The sequence below is a fragment of the Mycolicibacterium neoaurum ATCC 25795 genome (assembly GCF_000691525.1).
Classification (GTDB): domain Bacteria; phylum Actinomycetota; class Actinomycetes; order Mycobacteriales; family Mycobacteriaceae; genus Mycobacterium; species Mycobacterium neoaurum.
The window spans coordinates 289,505-306,257 of record NZ_JMDW01000011.1; the positions used below are offsets into that span (position 1 = coordinate 289,505).

The 16,753-nt window shown below is 67.3% G+C and carries 16 protein-coding genes; 6 read left to right on the forward strand and 10 right to left on the reverse strand.

The genetic code is table 11. The annotated features are described in order from the left end of the window. Positions 1 to 47 precede the first annotated feature (47 nt). A complete protein-coding gene (locus tag IC40_RS0117330) occupies positions 48 to 644 on the reverse strand; it encodes a TetR/AcrR family transcriptional regulator (RefSeq protein ID WP_030135963.1) in 597 nt (198 codons plus the stop codon). A gap of 43 nt (positions 645 to 687) precedes the next feature. Here IC40_RS0117330 and IC40_RS0117335 point away from each other — a divergent pair, with 43 nt between their 5' ends. Then, positions 688 to 1,812 carry a phosphotransferase family protein gene (locus tag IC40_RS0117335; RefSeq protein ID WP_030135964.1) on the forward strand — a complete coding sequence of 375 codons (1,125 nt, stop codon included), beginning with the start codon at positions 688 to 690 and terminating at the stop codon, positions 1,810 to 1,812. After that, positions 1,812 to 2,924 carry an Rv3169 family protein gene (locus tag IC40_RS0117340; RefSeq protein ID WP_030135965.1) on the forward strand — a complete coding sequence of 371 codons (1,113 nt, stop codon included), beginning with the start codon at positions 1,812 to 1,814 and terminating at the stop codon, positions 2,922 to 2,924. Before IC40_RS0117335 ends, IC40_RS0117340 begins: the two co-directional genes overlap by 1 nt. Before the next feature lie 15 nt (positions 2,925 to 2,939). On the opposite strand, the gene IC40_RS0117345 is transcribed toward IC40_RS0117340, so the two are convergent. Further along, a complete protein-coding gene (locus tag IC40_RS0117345) occupies positions 2,940 to 3,305 on the reverse strand; it encodes a DUF4345 family protein (protein WP_030135966.1) in 366 nt (121 codons plus the stop codon). Positions 3,306 to 3,338: 33 nt separating this feature from the next. On the opposite strand from IC40_RS0117345, the gene IC40_RS0117350 reads away from it, so the two are divergent. After that, a complete protein-coding gene (locus IC40_RS0117350) occupies positions 3,339 to 4,094 on the forward strand; it encodes a helix-turn-helix transcriptional regulator (protein WP_030135967.1) in 756 nt (251 codons plus the stop codon). A gap of 1 nt (position 4,095) precedes the next feature. On the opposite strand, the gene IC40_RS0117355 is transcribed toward IC40_RS0117350, so the two are convergent. Both IC40_RS0117355 and IC40_RS0117360 read right to left on the reverse strand, forming a co-directional pair. Beyond that, positions 4,096 to 5,616, reverse strand: coding sequence for a flavin-containing monooxygenase (locus IC40_RS0117355; RefSeq protein ID WP_030135968.1), 1,521 nt, complete (start codon positions 5,614 to 5,616; stop codon positions 4,096 to 4,098). A 47-nt stretch (positions 5,617 to 5,663) separates the two neighbouring features. Beyond that, on the reverse strand, positions 5,664 to 6,647 hold the full coding sequence (locus tag IC40_RS0117360; RefSeq protein WP_030135969.1) for a TIGR03617 family F420-dependent LLM class oxidoreductase: 984 nt from the start codon (positions 6,645 to 6,647) through the stop codon (positions 5,664 to 5,666). Between the two features lie 42 nt (positions 6,648 to 6,689). Here IC40_RS0117360 and IC40_RS0117365 point away from each other — a divergent pair, with 42 nt between their 5' ends. After that, complete coding sequence (locus tag IC40_RS0117365; protein ID WP_042509953.1) at positions 6,690 to 8,072, forward strand: flavin monoamine oxidase family protein; 1,383 nt, start codon at positions 6,690 to 6,692, stop codon at positions 8,070 to 8,072. Here IC40_RS0117365 and IC40_RS0117370 read toward each other — a convergent pair. Both IC40_RS0117370 and IC40_RS0117375 read right to left on the reverse strand, forming a co-directional pair. After that, positions 8,062 to 8,985, reverse strand: a complete 924-nt coding sequence (locus IC40_RS0117370) for an alpha/beta fold hydrolase (RefSeq protein ID WP_110783477.1) — start codon at positions 8,983 to 8,985, stop codon at positions 8,062 to 8,064. The genes IC40_RS0117365 and IC40_RS0117370 overlap by 11 nt on opposite strands. A 68-nt stretch (positions 8,986 to 9,053) precedes the next feature. Then, a complete protein-coding gene (locus IC40_RS0117375) occupies positions 9,054 to 10,130 on the reverse strand; it encodes an NAD(P)-dependent alcohol dehydrogenase (protein ID WP_030135972.1) in 1,077 nt (358 codons plus the stop codon). A 24-nt stretch (positions 10,131 to 10,154) separates the two neighbouring features. On the opposite strand from IC40_RS0117375, the gene IC40_RS0117380 reads away from it, so the two are divergent. Next, complete coding sequence (locus tag IC40_RS0117380; protein ID WP_030135973.1) at positions 10,155 to 11,123, forward strand: NADPH:quinone oxidoreductase family protein; 969 nt, start codon at positions 10,155 to 10,157, stop codon at positions 11,121 to 11,123. Here the strand turns inward: IC40_RS0117380 and IC40_RS0117385 are convergent. Continuing rightward, the gene (locus IC40_RS0117385) at positions 11,110 to 12,738 is read right to left on the reverse strand and encodes a CocE/NonD family hydrolase (RefSeq protein ID WP_030135974.1); all 1,629 of its coding nucleotides are present in this window, start codon (positions 12,736 to 12,738) and stop codon (positions 11,110 to 11,112) included. The two genes, IC40_RS0117380 and IC40_RS0117385, sit on opposite strands and share 14 nt — an antisense overlap. Before the next feature lie 71 nt (positions 12,739 to 12,809). On the opposite strand from IC40_RS0117385, the gene IC40_RS0117390 reads away from it, so the two are divergent. After that, entirely contained in the window at positions 12,810 to 13,139 is a 330-nt protein-coding gene (locus IC40_RS0117390) for a DUF732 domain-containing protein (protein WP_030135975.1), read from the forward strand. Here IC40_RS0117390 and mbtM read toward each other — a convergent pair. From mbtM to IC40_RS0117405, 3 genes are all read right to left on the reverse strand, one after another. After that, complete coding sequence (gene mbtM / locus IC40_RS0117395; RefSeq protein WP_030135976.1) at positions 13,136 to 14,713, reverse strand: long-chain-fatty acid--ACP ligase MbtM; 1,578 nt, start codon at positions 14,711 to 14,713, stop codon at positions 13,136 to 13,138. The two genes, IC40_RS0117390 and mbtM, sit on opposite strands and share 4 nt — an antisense overlap. Before the next feature lie 233 nt (positions 14,714 to 14,946). After that, complete coding sequence (locus IC40_RS26900) at positions 14,947 to 15,693, reverse strand: hypothetical protein (RefSeq protein WP_051644367.1); 747 nt, start codon at positions 15,691 to 15,693, stop codon at positions 14,947 to 14,949. Positions 15,694 to 15,846: 153 nt separating this feature from the next. Then, the gene (locus IC40_RS0117405; protein WP_138158125.1) at positions 15,847 to 16,728 is read right to left on the reverse strand and encodes a hypothetical protein; all 882 of its coding nucleotides are present in this window, start codon (positions 16,726 to 16,728) and stop codon (positions 15,847 to 15,849) included. Positions 16,729 to 16,753 lie beyond the last annotated feature (25 nt).

Here is a 16,753-nt window from a genome sequence, read left to right on the forward strand (position 1 = left end):
GGGGCGGGTGTCACACATCGGGGTCGGTCGGGGTGATCGGTCTCGGATCACAGGACGATGCCGTTGACCACGATGGCCGTGGTCTGCTGCACCCATTGATCGTCTAGCTCCTGGCCCGGCGTGAGCAGCATGCGCAACAACGTGGCGCCGCCGATCAATTCGATGAGCCGCTGCGGATCGACGCTTTCGAGCACCTCGCCACGTTCGACGGCGTGCACCAGACGCAACCGGACCACCTCGAACAGCCCGGTGAACCGACTCATCACCCGGTCGTTGAGGTCGGGATCGGCGGCCATGTCCGCGATGAGTCCGGGCAGCGCTGCCCGCACCACCGGACTGGTGAACACCGCGCCTGCCGCCGCGATCATCGCTCGCACGTCGGAGGCGATATCGCCCTCGGGCATGTTCAGGGCGGTGGGCGCCGTCGGGAACGCCGCCTCGTGCACCAGTTCCGCCTTGCTCGACCACCGCCTGTACAAGGCCGTCTTGGTCGTTCCCGCCCGCTCCGCGACCGCCGCCATGGTCAGGTTGGCGTAGCCGATCTCGACCAGCAGGTCCACTGTCGCCGACAGGATGGCGGCATCGATCCGCGGGTCGCGCGGCCGCCCGGCACCCTTGTCAACCGATGGCAAGTCTGATTTCATAACGCTACCCAGCGTATCGTAATTCGGATCGGAAGGAAGCATCGTGGCCAATGACCCGGCTGTCGAGGATGTCAGCCGTCTGCAGCGCTCCACCCGCGATACCAGCACGCTGCCCGATGTCCTGTCGCACTGGCTGGCAACCCAGGTACCCGAGCGTCCGGCACCGCAGGTCGTCCTCGAAAGCGGCATCGACGCCAACGGGATGTCGTCGGAGACCATCCTGTTGACCGCGCGCTGGGGTGCGGACGAGCATCCCCTTGTCGCCCGCGTTGCCCCCACCGCGGCCGATGTACCCGTCTTCTCCGCCTACCGACTTGATCATCAATTCGACCTCATGCGTCTCGTCGGCGAACTCACCGACGTCCCGGTACCCACGGTGCGATGGATCGACAACGGCGGCGAGGTGCTGGGCACCCCGTTCTTCCTGATGGACCGCGTGCCCGGCGAGGTCCCGCCCGATGTCATGCCCTATACCTTCGGTGGCAACTGGTTCGCCGACGCTTCGCAGGCACGCCGCCGCGAATTACAGGACGCCACAGTCGAGGTACTGGCGAAACTGCACGCGATACCGGATGCCGCACAGCGCTTCTCCTTCCTCTCCGAGGCCGACCCTCCGGGCGATTCACCACTGCGTCGCCATTTCGGCTGGCTCAGGCAATGGTACGAGTTCGCCGTCGCCGATATCGGCCGCTCCCCCCTTGTCGAGCAGGCGCTGACGTGGCTCGACGAGAACTTCCCGACCGATGCCGCATCCGGCACACCGGTACTGGTGTGGGGCGATTCGCGGGTAGGCAATGTGCTGTACGAGGACTTCCGACCGGTCGCGGTGCTCGATTGGGAGATGGCGACCGTCGGCCCGCGCGAACTCGATGTCGCGTGGCTCATCTTCGCGCACATGGTCTTCCAGGAACTCGCCGGACTTGCCGGCCTTCCCGGCTTACCGGATGTCCTGCGCGAGGACGATGTGCGCGCGACCTACGAACAGCTGACCGGGGTGACGCTCGGGGATCTGCGCTGGTTCTACATCTACTCCGGGGTCATCTGGTGCTGCGTGTTCATGCGTACCACCGCGCGCCGTGTGCATTTCGGCGAGATGGATTCCCCAGACGACGTGGAGTCGACGTTCTACCACGCTTCCCTGCTCCGACGACTGCTTGAGGAGAACTGATGCTCGGACCGATGGATGAGTTCCCGATTCACCAGGTACCGCAACCGATCGCATGGCCGGGATCATCGGACCGCAATTTCTACGATCGGTCCTACTTCAACGCACACGACCGGACCGGAGACATCTTCCTCATCTCCGGCATCGGCTACTACCCGAACCTCGGCGTCAAGGACGCCTTCGTCCTGATCCGCCGCGGCGACACCCAGACCGCGGTGCACCTGTCCGATGCCATCGACCAGGATCGCTTGCACCAGCATGTCAATTCCTACCGGGTCGACGTCGCCGAACCGCTGCAACAGTTGCGGATCACCATGGATGACACCGAGGGAATCGCCGTCGATCTCACCTGGAACGGTCTGTGTGACGTGGTGCAGGAACAACCGCACCTGATGCGCCAAGGCAACCGGGTGACCTTGAACGCTCAGCGTTTTGCCCAGTTGGGTTCCTGGAGTGGGCATCTCGACATCGACGGTGAGCGCATCACGGTCGATCCCGCTACCTGGATCGGCTCCCGCGATCGGTCCTGGGGCATCCGTCCCATCGGCGAGGCCGAACCCGCGGGCCGGCCTGCCGACCCGCCGTTCGAGGGCATGTGGTGGCTCTACGTACCGATGGCCTTCGACGAGTTCTCCATCGTCATGATCATCCAGGAGGCGCCCGACGGTTTCCGCTCCCTCAACGACTGCACCAGGGTGTTCAAGGACGGCCGTGTCGAGCAGCTCGGCTGGCCACAGGTCAAGATCCACTACCGTTCGGGCACGCGCATCCCGACCGGGGCCACCATCACCACGACGACGGCCACCGGCGCGGAGTTGCATTTCGACGTGGAATCCAAACTGCCGGTGCCCATTCACGTCGGCGGTGGCTATGGCGGTGATCCGGACTGGATCCACGGCGTGTGGAAGGGCGAGAATTTCACCGAGCGCCGAACCTACGATATGACCGATCCCGCGATCATCGGTCGATCCGGTTTCGGCGTCATCGACCACGTCGGGCGGGCGGTGTGCACCGAAGGCGGAACGACCAGCGAGGGCTGGGGTCTGTTCGAACACGGCGCACTGGGCCGCCACGACCCCTCCGGATTCGCCGACTGGCTCACTGTCGCCCCGTGAGATCCAGGGCGTGTGTCAGGCCGCCCAGAACAACACTGCGGCCGCGGCCACTTCGACCAGGCAGTAGAACCAGTTGGGGTAGAAGGCCGTCCGGTCGCCCACCGCCGCCGAGATGATCCGGCCCACAGCCATTCCGGCCAGTGCCACACCCACCGTCAACAATATGCCCGCCCGGACGGCATCGGAGGCGCACAGCGCGTAGCCGAGCACGCCGGCCATCGCGAGGCCGAACCCGCCGTACACGGCGCGCACCTCGGCCCGCTGGGTGTCCGAGGTGACGGCAAAACCGAAGGGGCGCAACAGTGCCGCGGGGGCGGACAACGCATACAGCCCCATTCCGGCAAAGAACACCCCGACGGACAGGATGACGGCTGCTGCCACGGTAACCTCCTGATCGATGGTGAGGAGTCCAGCATGTCAGCGTGTGAGGGAACCGAGCTTCCACAAACCTGCTATCCCGCTGTCTGGATCTGGCCGGGACAGGCGTTGTACTCCGGCCCGGCGCTGGGTCTCGATCCGCATTCCGGGTCGGTGTGGTGTCTGGCCGTCGGCGTGGATGCGCCGCTGACCGTCGACATCGGCGGTCATCGAATCACCGCGCGCAGCGCGCTCATCCCGCCCCGGCTGACCCACCATCTGACGATGACCGGTCCGCTGGTGTCCTGCTATCTCGATCCGGCCGCACAACGAAGCACGGCCTGCCGCAACCAGTTCCGTGACATCATCCACGGCATCGGCACCGGGCACGCGAAGGAGGACCGGCTATTGTCTGCTCCGGACGACGACACCCAAGCCGGACGCTGGCTCGATATCGCCGCTCCCCGGGAGCTGCGCACGGTGGATCCGCGGATGGAACTGGCCGCCAAACAGATCCGCGACGACCCGGTCCACGCCGGACGGGCCGCGGAGCTCGCCGCCGAAGTCGGCCTCTCCGAATCCCGTTTCCTGCATCTGTTCTCCGCCGAGATCGGCACCAGCCTGCGCCGGTACCGGATGTGGTGCCGGCTGATGCGCGCGGGGGCGGAACTGTCGGCCGGGGCCAACCTCACCACCGCTGCCGTCGAGGCCGGTTTCGCCAGCTCGTCCCATCTGTCCGACCGCTTCAAGTCCACGTTCGGCCTATCGGCCACCCAGCTGCTGGCGGCCGGCCTGACGATTCGGACCCCGTGAGTCAGGCACCCACTTCGGCGGGAGCGACAGCGGCTGCAGGACGCGAACCCGATTGCACCCGACCAAAAGTCATCGACTCCTCGATCCGGTCGAACCGGTGCTCGAAGGTGTCCAGCGCGTAGTTGTGCCGCACCTTCCATGGCCGGCGGGTGCCCGACTTCGGCAGCGCGTGCAGCGCGCGGGTCACGTAACCGGCCGCGAGGTCGAACGTCGGCTTCTCGGGCATGGCCACCGAACCCAGGTGCGGGTAGGCGTGGGTGTAGCCCTTCTCGTCCATATAGGCGAGCAACCTGGCCACCGCACGTGCGGTCATATCGGCCCGCAACGTCCACGAGGCGTTGGTGTAGCCGATACACCACGCCATGTTCGGGACGTCCTCGAGCAGATACTCCTTGTAGACGAACCGGTCGGTCGGATCGATCGGGGCACCGTCGATGGCGATCTGGATCCCACCGAGTGCCAGGAGCTGCAACCCGGTGGCGGTGACGATGATGTCGGCATCGATGCGGTCGCCGGATTTCAGCACGATCCCGTCGGCATCGACATGATCGATGTGGTCGGTCACCACATCGGCCCTGCCCGCACTGATGTCCTCGAACAGGTCACCGTCGCGCACCAGGCACATCCGCTGATCCCACGGGTTGTAGCGCGGCTTGAAATGCACATCGACGGGATAGCCGCTCGGCAGCGCATTGATGGTGGTCTGCCGGATCAGCTTGCGTCCCAATTTCGGCATGCTGCGGAAGAACACGTAGATGAAGTAGTGCATCCATGCGTTGCGGAATCGGACCACCTGGTGGGCGATCCTGCGCGGCAGCATCCGCCGGACCGCCTCGGTGGGTTTGGGCACCGCGGGCATGGACATCATGTACGTCGGCGAACGCTGCAACATCGTGACGTGACCCGCCGTGGCGGACAGCGCAGGCACCAGGCTGATGGCGGTGGCACCGCTGCCGATCACGACGATGCGCTTACCGGTGTAATCGAGATCCTCCGGCCAGAACTGCGGGTGCACGACCGTGCCACCGAAGTTCTCGATACCCGGGAAGTCCGGAGTGTATGGCTCGTCGTAGTTGTAGTAACCGGTGCCGAAAAACAGGAACCGGCATCGATACGTGGTCGCGACGCCGTCGTTTTCGGCATGCACCGTCCAGGTGTCGGTCGAGGAATCCCAATCGGCCGAGGACACCTGCGTGCCGAACCGGATGTGTCGGTCGATACCGAACTTTCGGGCCGTGGCGACCAGGTAGTCGCGGATATCGGCACCTTCGGCAACATGATCGCGACCGGTCCACGGCTCGTACGGGAAGCTCAGCGTGAAGATATCGCTATCGGAACGAATCCCCGGATAACGGAACAGGTCCCAGGTACCGCCGATGCGTTCGCGCCGCTCCAGGATCGTGAACTTCAGATCCGGGTTGCGCTCGCGGATGCGGTAGGCGGCGTTGATCCCGGAGATGCCCGCCCCGATGATCAGGACATCGCTGAACTCGGCTTCGTCAGCCTCGGCGCGCTCGGCCATCGGACAACCTCCTCGTGGTCCTCTCCCGTACCAACCACCATAGGACCTCAGGTGTGTAACGCGTCAACGATCTGGGCCAACGAGTCGGTCTCGATGGGGCCCGGCTGGTAGATGCAGATCCGGTCGGAGATGCCGGCGACCCTGTCCCGGATATGGTCAGCGATCTGGATCGGAGTACCGCATGCCGCAATGGTGTGCAGCACCTCGTCATCGATCAGCGATCCCATCTCGGCCCATTTACCCTGCTTGGACAACGCATTGAGCTCCGGCTGCAAATCTCCCCAGCCGTGGATGTCCAGGACGGGTCGGTAAGCCGGCGTCGATCCGTAGAACGCCAGCAACTGCCGTGTCGCCCGGTGGTCGTCGTTGGTGTCGGAGGCCACCGAGACGATGATCTCGGGGACCACCGCCAGATCGGCGCGGGTCCGACCGGCGGCGGCCAGGCCCTTGTCGACCGCGGCCATGGTGACCTCGTGCAGAAACTTCTTGTTGCCGAACGGCATCACCAGCAGCCCGTCGGCGTGCTGAGCGGTGGCCCTGGTCAACCGGGGCCCGAGCGCGCCGACATAGATCGGCGGCGATCCGTAGGGGTTGTCGCGCGGCGTGAATGTCGGCGTCATCAGCGTGTGCCGGTAGAACTCGCCACGGAAATCCAGCCGCTCACCGGTCTGCCAGGTGGCGAAGATCGCGCGGAGTGCACCGACGAGTTCGACCATCCGTTCCACCGGCCGGTCGAAATCCGCACCGAATCGCTTCTCGATCTGGGTGCGGATCTGGGTGCCCAGCCCGAGGGTGAACCGCCCCTCGGTCAGGATCTGGTGATCGATGGCCTGGTGAGCCAGGTGAATCGGATTGCGCGGAAACGCGATTGCCACATTGGTCATCAGGTCCAGCCCACCGACCGTCGACGCAAGGGTCAGCGGGGCGAACACATCGTGCGGCCCCTCGAAGGTGAACACACCGCTGGCCCCGGCATCGCGCAACTCGCGGGCCCGCTCGGCAGCTCCGGACAGTCCATGCAGTGCAGTCATCACCTTCACAGGCCGTCACCCTAATGCGATTTCGATGCGAAAATGCAGGCAACGCCCACCTCGGCGCGCCGAGACGGCACACTGGGTGCCGTGACCGATGTGATCGTGGTGGGGGCGGGGTTTGCTGGTCTGTCGGCGGCGCGCGAGCTGACCGGACTCGGCCACGATGTGCTGGTGCTGGAGGGTCGTGACCGCGTCGGCGGGCGTTCCTACACCGCGGCCGTGGCCGGCGTGCCGGTCGACCTGGGTGCCACCTTCGTCGGGCCCACCCAGGACGCGGTGCGGGAACTGGCCGCCGAACTGGACTGTGCGACGGTGCCGACATACAGCCGCGGCAAGAACCTGATCCACTGGCACGGCAAGGTGCGGTCCTACCGGAGCACCATCCCCAAGCTGTCGCTGATCGAGCTTCTCGACGTCTCCCGGATCCAGTGGCGCTTCGACCGGCTGTCCCGGCTCATCCCGGTCACCGACACCTGGTCGGCGCCGGCCGCGGCGCGGCTGGACCAGAAGAGCCTGGAGGGCTGGCTGCGCGCAGTGCACGCGGGTGCGTCGACGCGCAACCTGATGGCCATCATGTCCCGCGTCACCTGGGGCTGTGAGCCCGACGAGGTGTCCATGCTGCACGCCGTGCGCTATATCAAGGCCGCCGGCGGACTGGCCCGGATGCTCGACGTCAAGGGTGGCGCGCAGCAGGACCACTTCCCGGCGGGAACCCAGCCGATTGCCGCCCGGATGGCCGCGGATCTGGGCCAACGGGTCCTGACATCGGCACCGGTACACAGTGTTTCACGCACCGAGAACGGATACGTCGTCGCATGCGGGCGTGGTACGCATACGGCCAGGGCGGTGATCATCGCGATTCCGCCCGCCCACCGCGGTGCGATCGACTTCGAGCCGGCCTTGCCCACCGGGCACGCCGAACTCATCCCGAATTGGCCGCAGGGCAATCTCAGCAAGGCGTACGCGGCCTACGACACGCCGTTCTGGCGCGCCGACGGCTGCTCGGGAGAGTCACTGTCCGATGACGGGCCGGTGTTCATCACCTTCGATGTCAGCCCGGGCGATCAGGGTCCCGGCGTGCTGTTGGGCTTCGCGTCCGCGCGCACCTTCGACCCGCTCTCCCCCGCGGCGCGCCGCGAGCAGGCACTGCGGTGCTTCGTGACATTGTTCGGCGACAAGGCCGCCCGACCCATCGATTATCTCGATCATTGTTGGAGTGCCGAACCGTTCGCACCGGGCGGTCCGACGGCGGCCGTACCGCCGGGATCCTGGACCACGCACGGTGCGCATCTGCGCACACCGGTCGGCGGGATCTTCTGGGCAGGCACCGAAACCGCCGACGAATGGACGGGTTTCCTCGACGGCGCGGTCCGTTCGGGCCGGCGTGCCGCCGCCGAGGCCGCCGCCTATCTCACGAGCTGATGCGTTTCCTACCGACGTTCTCGGTGAGTGAGCGCAGCCGCCCGTTCACCTCTACCGGGCATTCGAGGATGGCGCAATGTCCGCCGGGCAGCTCGACGAACTCGGCGAGCTGGGGTGCGTTGTCGGCGATGTGACGTGAGGCGTTGATGGGCAGCAACCGGTCCTGCGTGCTCCCGATGACCAGCGTCGGCACGGACAGGTTCGACAACGAGATATGTTGTGCACCAAGACCGTCGACCAGAACTCTGGCCCAGCCGCCGCGCCCGGCGGGTGGAGTGGTGGCGAAAAGCCGGTACACGAGCTCGCCCACCTCCGGCTCGGCGGCGGCACCGACGGCCAGATAGTCGACGAAGCGCCTGTTGGCCCGGTCGGCGAGTTTGGGTACGGGCGCGGCGCCGAACGTCTTCAGCAGGGAGCCCGCGGTACGCACACGGGTGGCGGCCAGTGCAGCAGGCACCCTGGCCAACTGGACATCGCGCAGCAGATCGCCGGTGCTGGTGTTGATCAGGGCGACGGCGTCGGCGCACTGGGCAACGCGGCGCGGATAGCGTTGCGACCACGAGGTGATCGCGATCCCGCCCATCGAGTGCCCGGCGATGACAGCACGCTCGCCCGGCGCGAGCGCGGCATCGAGCACCGAGTCCAGATCGGCGGCCAGGTGATTCAGGCTGTAACCGCTACGTCGGCGCGGGGTCTCGCTGCGACCGTGCCCGCGGTGGTCGTAGGCGATGACACGGTAATCACCGGCCAGGTCGGCTATCTGATGGGCCCAGACCTCGATGGCACAGGTGATTCCGTGCGCCAGCACGATCGGATAGCCGTCGTCGGGACCGAACACCTGGGCGTGCAGGCGGGTTCCGTCGGCCGAGCGCACCGTCAGGGGGCGTCCCTCGGGAAGGGCGGGCAGCGTCACGGTGGCTCCAATCCTCGGCATCGTTGCCTGAGACGGGAGCGTAGCCCCCGTTCCGGTAGGTACCGGCGTTACGTGACCAGTACCGGTTTGACGACGGTCGCGGACTTGGCCGCCGACCAGGCGGACGCGAAATCGTCGAAGGCGAAAGTGCTCACCAGCAGGTCCAGCGGCAGCCGGCCCTCGTGATACCAGCGGGTGAGCTGTGGGATGAACACCTGTGGGTCGCTGTCACCTTCGACCACTCCGCGCACCGTCAGCCCCTTGCCCATGATCAGCGTCACCGGCAGCTCCGCCGTCGGCGCGCCGAGACCGACGAGGGCCAGGGTGCCACGTGAGGCGAGCACACCGACCGCCGCGCTGATCACCTCCGGGCGGGCCGTGGTGTCGACAGCGCCGGCGACTCCCCCGGTCATCCGGATGATCTCGGCGGCGGCGTCGGTGGATGTCGGGTCGATGGTCGTGGTGGCACCGAGTTCGGCGGCCAGCGCACGTCGCTCTTGCACCGGGTCCACGGCGATGATGGTCTCGGCGCCGGCGATCCGTGCGCCCATCACCGCCGACAGCCCGACCGCGCCCGCGCCGAACACCGCCACACTGGGCGCGGCGCCCAACACGTTCAGCACCGCACCGACACCGGTCTGCACACTGCAGCCCAACGGGGCGGCCAGGGCCGGGTCCATGCCCGCGGGCAACGCGACGGCGTTGCGACTGCCCGCGATCGCATGGGAGGCGAAGCTGGACTGACCGAAGAACCCGGCGGTGATGGGTGCGCCGTTCAACCGCAGCGGGCTCGTCTCGTCCCGGCGGCTCCCGCGCATGTTGAGGTTGGTGGACTGATCGCAGTAGGCGGGCCGGTCGGCCACACAGTTGCCACACTGTCCGCAGCTGGCGAACGTCAACACCACCTGCTGGCCGGGGCGCGGCGTGGCCGCCGGACCGGCGGCCAGCACGGTGCCTGCACCCTCGTGACCGAACACCATCGGCGTCTTGCTGCACCAGGACGCCATGGTGATATCGGTGTGGCAGATGCCGACGGCATCGATGCGCACCAACACCTCGTCGCCGACCGGATCGCGAAGTTCGATATCGGTGAGCTGCGGTTCCTGGCCCGGTTCCAGAAGCACCGCGGCACGTGCCTTGATCACTTGACGCATGTTAAATGGTCAGTCATGCGCGCTATACAGATACCCCGATTGGACGGGCCCGAGGTGGCCGAACTGGTCGAGATCGCCGAACCGGGGTCCGACGGAGTGGTGATCGACGTGCACGCCGCGGGAGTGGCGTTTCCCGACGCACTGCAGACCCGCGGGCTCTACCAGCACAAGGCGGAGCTGCCCTACATCCCGGGCGCCGAGGTCGCCGGCGTGGTGCGCAGCGCCCCACAGGAATCCGGGTTCAGCGCCGGGGACCGGGTGGCGGGGCTGTGCATGCTGACCGGCGGGATGGCCGAGGTGGTGGCGTTGCCGGCGGACCGGGTGTTCGCGCTGCCGGACAATGTGAGCTTCGAGGCCGGTGCCGGCATCCTGTTCAACGATCTGACGGTGCACTGCGCCCTGCGCACCAGGGGCAGGCTCGCCGAAGGCGAGACGGTACTGGTGCACGGCGCCGCCGGCGGTATCGGCACCTCGGCGCTGCGACTGGCGCCCGCGTTCGGCGCCGCCCGCACCATCGCGGTGGTCAGCACCGAGGCAAAGGCCGATATCGCCCGTGCCGCCGGGGCGACCGATGTGGTGCAGGTCGACGGTTTCAAGGACACGGTCAAGGAACTCACCGGCGGCCGCGGGGTCGATATCGTGCTCGACCCCGTCGGCGGGGACCGGTTCACCGACTCGTTGCGGTCGCTGGCCCCGGCCGGCCGACTGCTGGTGGTCGGATTCACCGGCGGTGAGATTCCCACGGTCCGGGTGAACCGGTTGCTGCTCAACAATGTCGACGCCATCGGGGTCGGCTGGGGCGCCTGGGCCGCGACCCATCCGGGGTATCTGGCCGGACAGTGGAACGAACTGGCACCGTTGCTGGCCTCCGGGGTCATCAGCGCTCCAGAACCCGTGGTGTTCCCCTTCGAGCAGGCCGGTGCGGCCATCGCCTCGCTGGAGAACCGGACCGCCGTCGGCAAGGTGGTACTCAAAATTCGTTGACGCGGTGTCCATTCAGGATGGGCAGGGTCAACCGGGACCGCGTGCCGATCTCGTGAGTGGTGGGTACCAACCGCGATGCCGTCCACACCGGCTCACCGGTGCCCGGGTTGCGGGCGAACCGCGGATATGAGCCGCCGGCAATGGACAGCCGGATCCGCGACCCCGCCGCGAACCGATGTGCGATCGGGTCGAGATCCAGCCTGAGCATCTCGCCGTCGGCGGGGGTCCGGGTGGCGTAGCCGTCGCTGACATTGCGGGAACGGCCATCGGCGCCGACCTCACTGATCCGCACCGCGACATCACACCAACCGGTGGCTGTCCGGTGTACAAGCTCTACCGAGGGGGTGCCGAGCACCTCCATGGGTCGGTCCAGCACCGCTCCGGTGAAGGTGATGACGTCATTGCGGGCGGCAAGCGCCGAATCCTCGCGGTAACCGCGGGGGGCGAACAGCAACCGGCCCCCGATCGTCGGCGTCGGGTCCGCCGGGTCGTAGACGAATCGGGCGGGCTGACCGTCCACCGGTTGCGGTGTCAGCGCGGCTCGCGGGCTCAGGTACCACTGCTGCTGCTCGGCCGGTGGAGGCCAGGATGGCAGGTCGCGCCAGCCGTCTCCGGTGACGAAGATCCGGACCCCACCGAACCGTTCATCGGCCAACCAGCTCAACGACTCTCGCAGGACGTCACCGCCACCGTCGCCGTGGGTCCACGGCCCCACGATCAGCGCCGGGCCGGCGTCACCGTCACGGAGTCGGCGGTACTGCTCGAAGGTCTGGGTCAGGAAAACGTCCTGCCAGCCGGTCACCAGCAGCACCGGGGTCCGGGTGCGCTGCAGTGCACCCCCGAGCCGGGCGGGCCGCCAGTAAGGATCGGTGGCGTCCGGGGTGCGCAGCCACGACTCATGCCACGGTGCACGATCCTTCAGGATCTTCGCGCCGGCATCGCGCAGCGGCACGATCCGCAGCGGTCGGCGCAACCGGCGCGGCATCGTGACCATCCGGACGACGGTGCGCAATGTCCCGCCGTCTTCCTGAGTGGCGACCTGATAGCTCCAGGTGAGGAAATCGGCCAAAGCGAATGCTCCTGTACCCCAGCCCGATTCGGCAAAATCGTGCGGGGCCATGCCGATCACCGACGTGTCGAGCTCCGGGGGTGGGTCCATCAGCAGTGCCCACTGGGTGTAGCCGAGATAGGAGGACCCGACGGTGAACAGCCGCCCGCGGAACCACGGCTGATCGCGCAGCCAGGTCAGCGTATCGGCGGCATCCTCGGACTCGGCATACCCGGGGTGAAAGTCACCACCGGAGCCGAAAGTGCCTCGTACGCTTTGCATCACCACCTGATACCCGCGTTCGGCATAAACCGCGGCGGTCACGGCGGCGGGAAGGTTCGTTCGGCCATAGGGGGTGCGGATCAGCACCGTGCCCGCGGGGTCCGCGTGCGGGACGTGCGGGAGGTAGACGTCGGTCAGCAGGTCGACACCGTCACGCATGGTGACCGCGATATCGCGGTCCACCCGGTAACCCGTCGTCGCCGGCGGCAGCCGCAGTCGCGCACTCGCCACGCGGGTGGCCAGCCGTACGAATGGACCGGGCGGGGTGGGTCGAGTGGAAGCCATCGCCTACCATTGTGGCCGAATCGTCGCCATAATCGTTGGTCCCGGCGACGATCAGTGACTAGCGTCGAGATATGCGCAGCAGTCTGTTCCGTGGGGCCCTCGCCGTGTCGGTGGTAGGGGCCGCCGCACTGCTCGGCTCGCCGGCGGCCGGCGCGGACGAGAACACCGAGGGTGCATACCTCAATGCGCTGCGCAACGCCGGCATCATCCCTGGCTTCTACACCCCCGCCACCGCGCTGGCCAGCGGCCACAAATTGTGCGCAACGATGGACGGCGGGGTCGACCAGCTCGACGTCGTCGACGTGGTGATCAACGCGGACAAGGTTCCCGAGAACGTGGCGACGTTCATGGTCGGCACCGCGACCATCGCGTTCTGCCCGTGGAACTCGATGAACGGTTAGGTTGCGGCGACCTCGAGTCCGCGCTTGACCTCGAGCCGCCGCAACTTGCCCGATGATGTACGCGGCAGGGTTCCGGGTTTGACGAACACCACCTCGGCGGGCACGACACCGCAGCCCGAGGCCACCTCTCTCATGAGTTCGGCACGAGCACCCGCCTCGTCCGGCCCGCGGAATTCGGCGGTGACCACCAGTCCGGGACGCACCGAGCCTTCCCCGATGCCGACCGCCACCACCGCACCCTCACGAACGCCCGGTACCCGTGCGGCGATCCGTTCGACTTCGGCGGGGAAGATGTTGCGCCCGGCCACGGTGATGATCTCCTTGGCCCGGCCGCACACCACCAGTCCACCGTCGACCAGATAACCCAGATCGCCGGTGCGGAACCAGTCGTCGCCGACGCGTGGGAGGTCGCCGAGGTAACCGGACATCATGGAGGTGCCCCGGATCGCCACCTCGCCGATCTGTCGGTCGGATACCGCCACGGCCATCCCCTCGTGGGGTTCGATCCGTATTTCCATACCCTCGATCGGTGTGCCCAGCACGGCGTGTCTGCGCGTGGCGGTGCCCTCCTCGGTGGTGAAGGCGGTCTCGTCGATGCGCAAACCCTCTCCGGGGACAGGAACCGTTACCGCACAGGTAGATTCGGCAAGACCGTAGGACGGCGAGAGGGCTCCTGCGGAGAAACCGAAGCGGGCCATCTCGACAGCGAACCGCTCGGTGAGCTCACAGTCGACCGGCTCCCCGCCGTTGAGGGCGAATCGCAGCGCGGACAGGTCGACGTCGGCGACCCGACGGGAATACTTGCCGATCATGCCGTAGGCCATGTTGGGCGCTGCGGTCACCGAAGCACGGCTATCCGACAGCCAGTTCAGCCACCGGAACGGCGAGGCCTGGAAGGCCGCCGTCGGCGCCTGCCACACCTCGTTACCGGCCAGCGCACCCGCAAGCAGGAAACTCAGACCCATGTCGTGGTAGAGCGGAAGCCAGGAGCACCCCACATCGCCGCCCTGCAAACCGATGCGCTTGCCGAGACCGCGCAGATTGGCCAGCACCGCCGCCGGCGACAACTCCACCGTCCTGGGGGTGCCTGTCGACCCCGCGGTGCCCTGCAGGATCGCTGCGGGCGCGTCGACCTCTGCGCATCGTGTGGCGCTCGATCGCCCGGCGGGTGCGAGGTCGGTGAGATCTGTGACCGGCACAGCCTGCCAGGCGGTGCCGATCTTCTCCAGATACGCGCCCTGGCTCGCGACCAGTTGCACGCCGATGCCGCGGAATCGCCGCTGGGTGGCATCCGCCCATTGGGTGGCATCGGCACCGCGGATCGGCCCGGGCAGGATCGACACGGCGGCGCCGGCATAGAAGGCACCGATGACGGTCGAGACGAGTTCTGCGGTCGGCGCACCGACCAGACCGACCCGGCGGATGTCCTGGTCGCGTAGCCGCTCGGCGACATTGCCTGCCCTGGCGTGGATTTCCTGCCAGGGATGTCGCGACCATTGCTTGTCGGCGAGCAGCACCAGATCCCGCGGGCTGCGGGACAGGGTCTCTGCCAGTGCCGTCGCGAGCACGTTCACCACCGGCTCCGGCGGCCGTCCGGCACGGTGGCGACGCGCGCCCCGCGCATCGTGATGCGATCCATGACCGGAAACTATATGACCTTTGCCAAAATCGGGTCCCTACGCTGACGCCGACGACAATTCAGCCTCTATGGGCTGGTGGCCGTACCCGCTGCGACGTGGGCCGACACCCGATCGGTCCGACATCGGTGGCTGAGTGTGCTCTCAGCAATGGCCGGTGTCGGCCTGCATCAGTTCCCTGGCTCGCCGGGGGTAGGAGCACCCGGCAGTGCGGGAGCTCCCGGCGCAGGCGGGGGCGGCGGCGCCGACTCGGTCGGCGGATTGCAGATCTGATCGAGCTTGGTGTTCTGCTCGTCGGCGTCCTTCAGTCGCTGCTGCTGCGCGGGATCATTGGTCGGTATCTCGGCGATCGCCGCGGCGCCGACGTCCATCAATGTGTTGCCGAAGTCGCGGGCCGCCTCGGCAAGCTCGTCGGGGGTGGCGGGCTCGACACGGTTGAGCAGGAACTGCCCGCCGCCGAGCAGCGCGAGGCGCGCATTCGCCGCGACTGCGATCGCCGCACCGAAATTGCCCTGGTTGGCGGCCGGCTGTTGCATCGCGCTGCTGTTGGCGACGCCGACGCTGACGAGTGCAAAAGCATCGCACACCTGGGCCTGCGACTGCGCGCGCTGCTCCTCGGTGAACGTTTCGGTCACGGGTGCGGCGGCGGTGGCCGGGCCGCTGTTGACCGGATTGCGCCACATATAGGCCGATGCCCCAAGCGTCGCGATCGCCACGAGCATCGCGCTGACCGCGATGACCGCGGGTCCGCGGGTCGACCTCGTCTCGTCGTCGTCCAGGTCGGCATCGGAGGCTGCGGTGTCGGGAGCTTTCTTGCCGGACGCTTTCTGGCCTTCGGTCTCCTCGACTTCGGTGCTGTCGACTTTGGTCTCGTCGACTTCGGTGTCGTTGACCTCGGATTCGTTATCGTCTGGCACGCCGGCAATCCTAGCAACGGGGCACACCCCGACCCGCGTAGCTCAAGGGCACATCGCCTGCAGCGTAGCGCGCTGGCCAGTACAGATCAGCTGTGCCACCCGACTGAAGGCGGACGTCTGTCGGATACCTGCGCAGCACATCCGCAAGGCCCGTCAGTTCAGCTGGTAGCGACCGGGTGCCAGCTCGGCGTGCTCCAGGAACACCTGCATGACGGCGAGCATCTGCCAGTGCAACCGCTGCAGGCGCCGGGTGAGCTCGGGCCCCGGCTCGAAGACTGCCGGCCCCTCGGCCGGCGGCGGTGGCAACACCCCGAGGATGCGGGCCATGTCCACCTCGATGAAGGTGAAGTCGCCGTAGGGCCGCTTCGGGTCCGCGCCGGCCGCCGGGTACCGGCCCGCGGCCAACCGGTCGGCGCACTCATACCGCGATGGCCAGCGGATCTCGATGCCGCGCAGCAGCTGTAGGTGTGCTGGCTCGACGAGAACGCCGTCGGTGCCGAGACCGACATCCTCGTCGTCGAGTTCGCCATATCCGCGCAACGCGGCACGCAGCTGATGCGCGGTGATATTGCGCAGCCGGTACCGCCCCGGCTGCAGATCGGCGTGCCGCAGGAAGCGTGCCAACACGAAAAACATCTCGACATGTCGCCCGGCGAGTTCGTCGGCGTCGTCGGTCTGGAACACCTCGCCGAGTTGGGACAACAGATCGGTGCGGCCGTAGGGGGCCGCGGGATCGAAACCGGGCGCACCACGTTCGGCACCGTCCCAGCCGAGGCGGGCGTGGCGCAGCAGGTCCAGGTGGGCGGCGCTGATCTCGAACGCACCGGCACCGAACCAGCTGCCGCCGTCGAGTGCGATGCGGTCGTCGGGATCGGTCCACAGAGCGCGCACCGAATCGGGCAGCTCGACGCCTGGGGCACCGAGCACGTCACCGACGGCCCTGCGCACGGCCGCCTGGTGTTCGTCGCCGTTGCGGCGGGCCTGCCGGTAGGCACCGACGAACGAGACCATGAACTTGGCTCGTTCGAACATCACCTCTCCCACCGTAGTTGCGCGATCG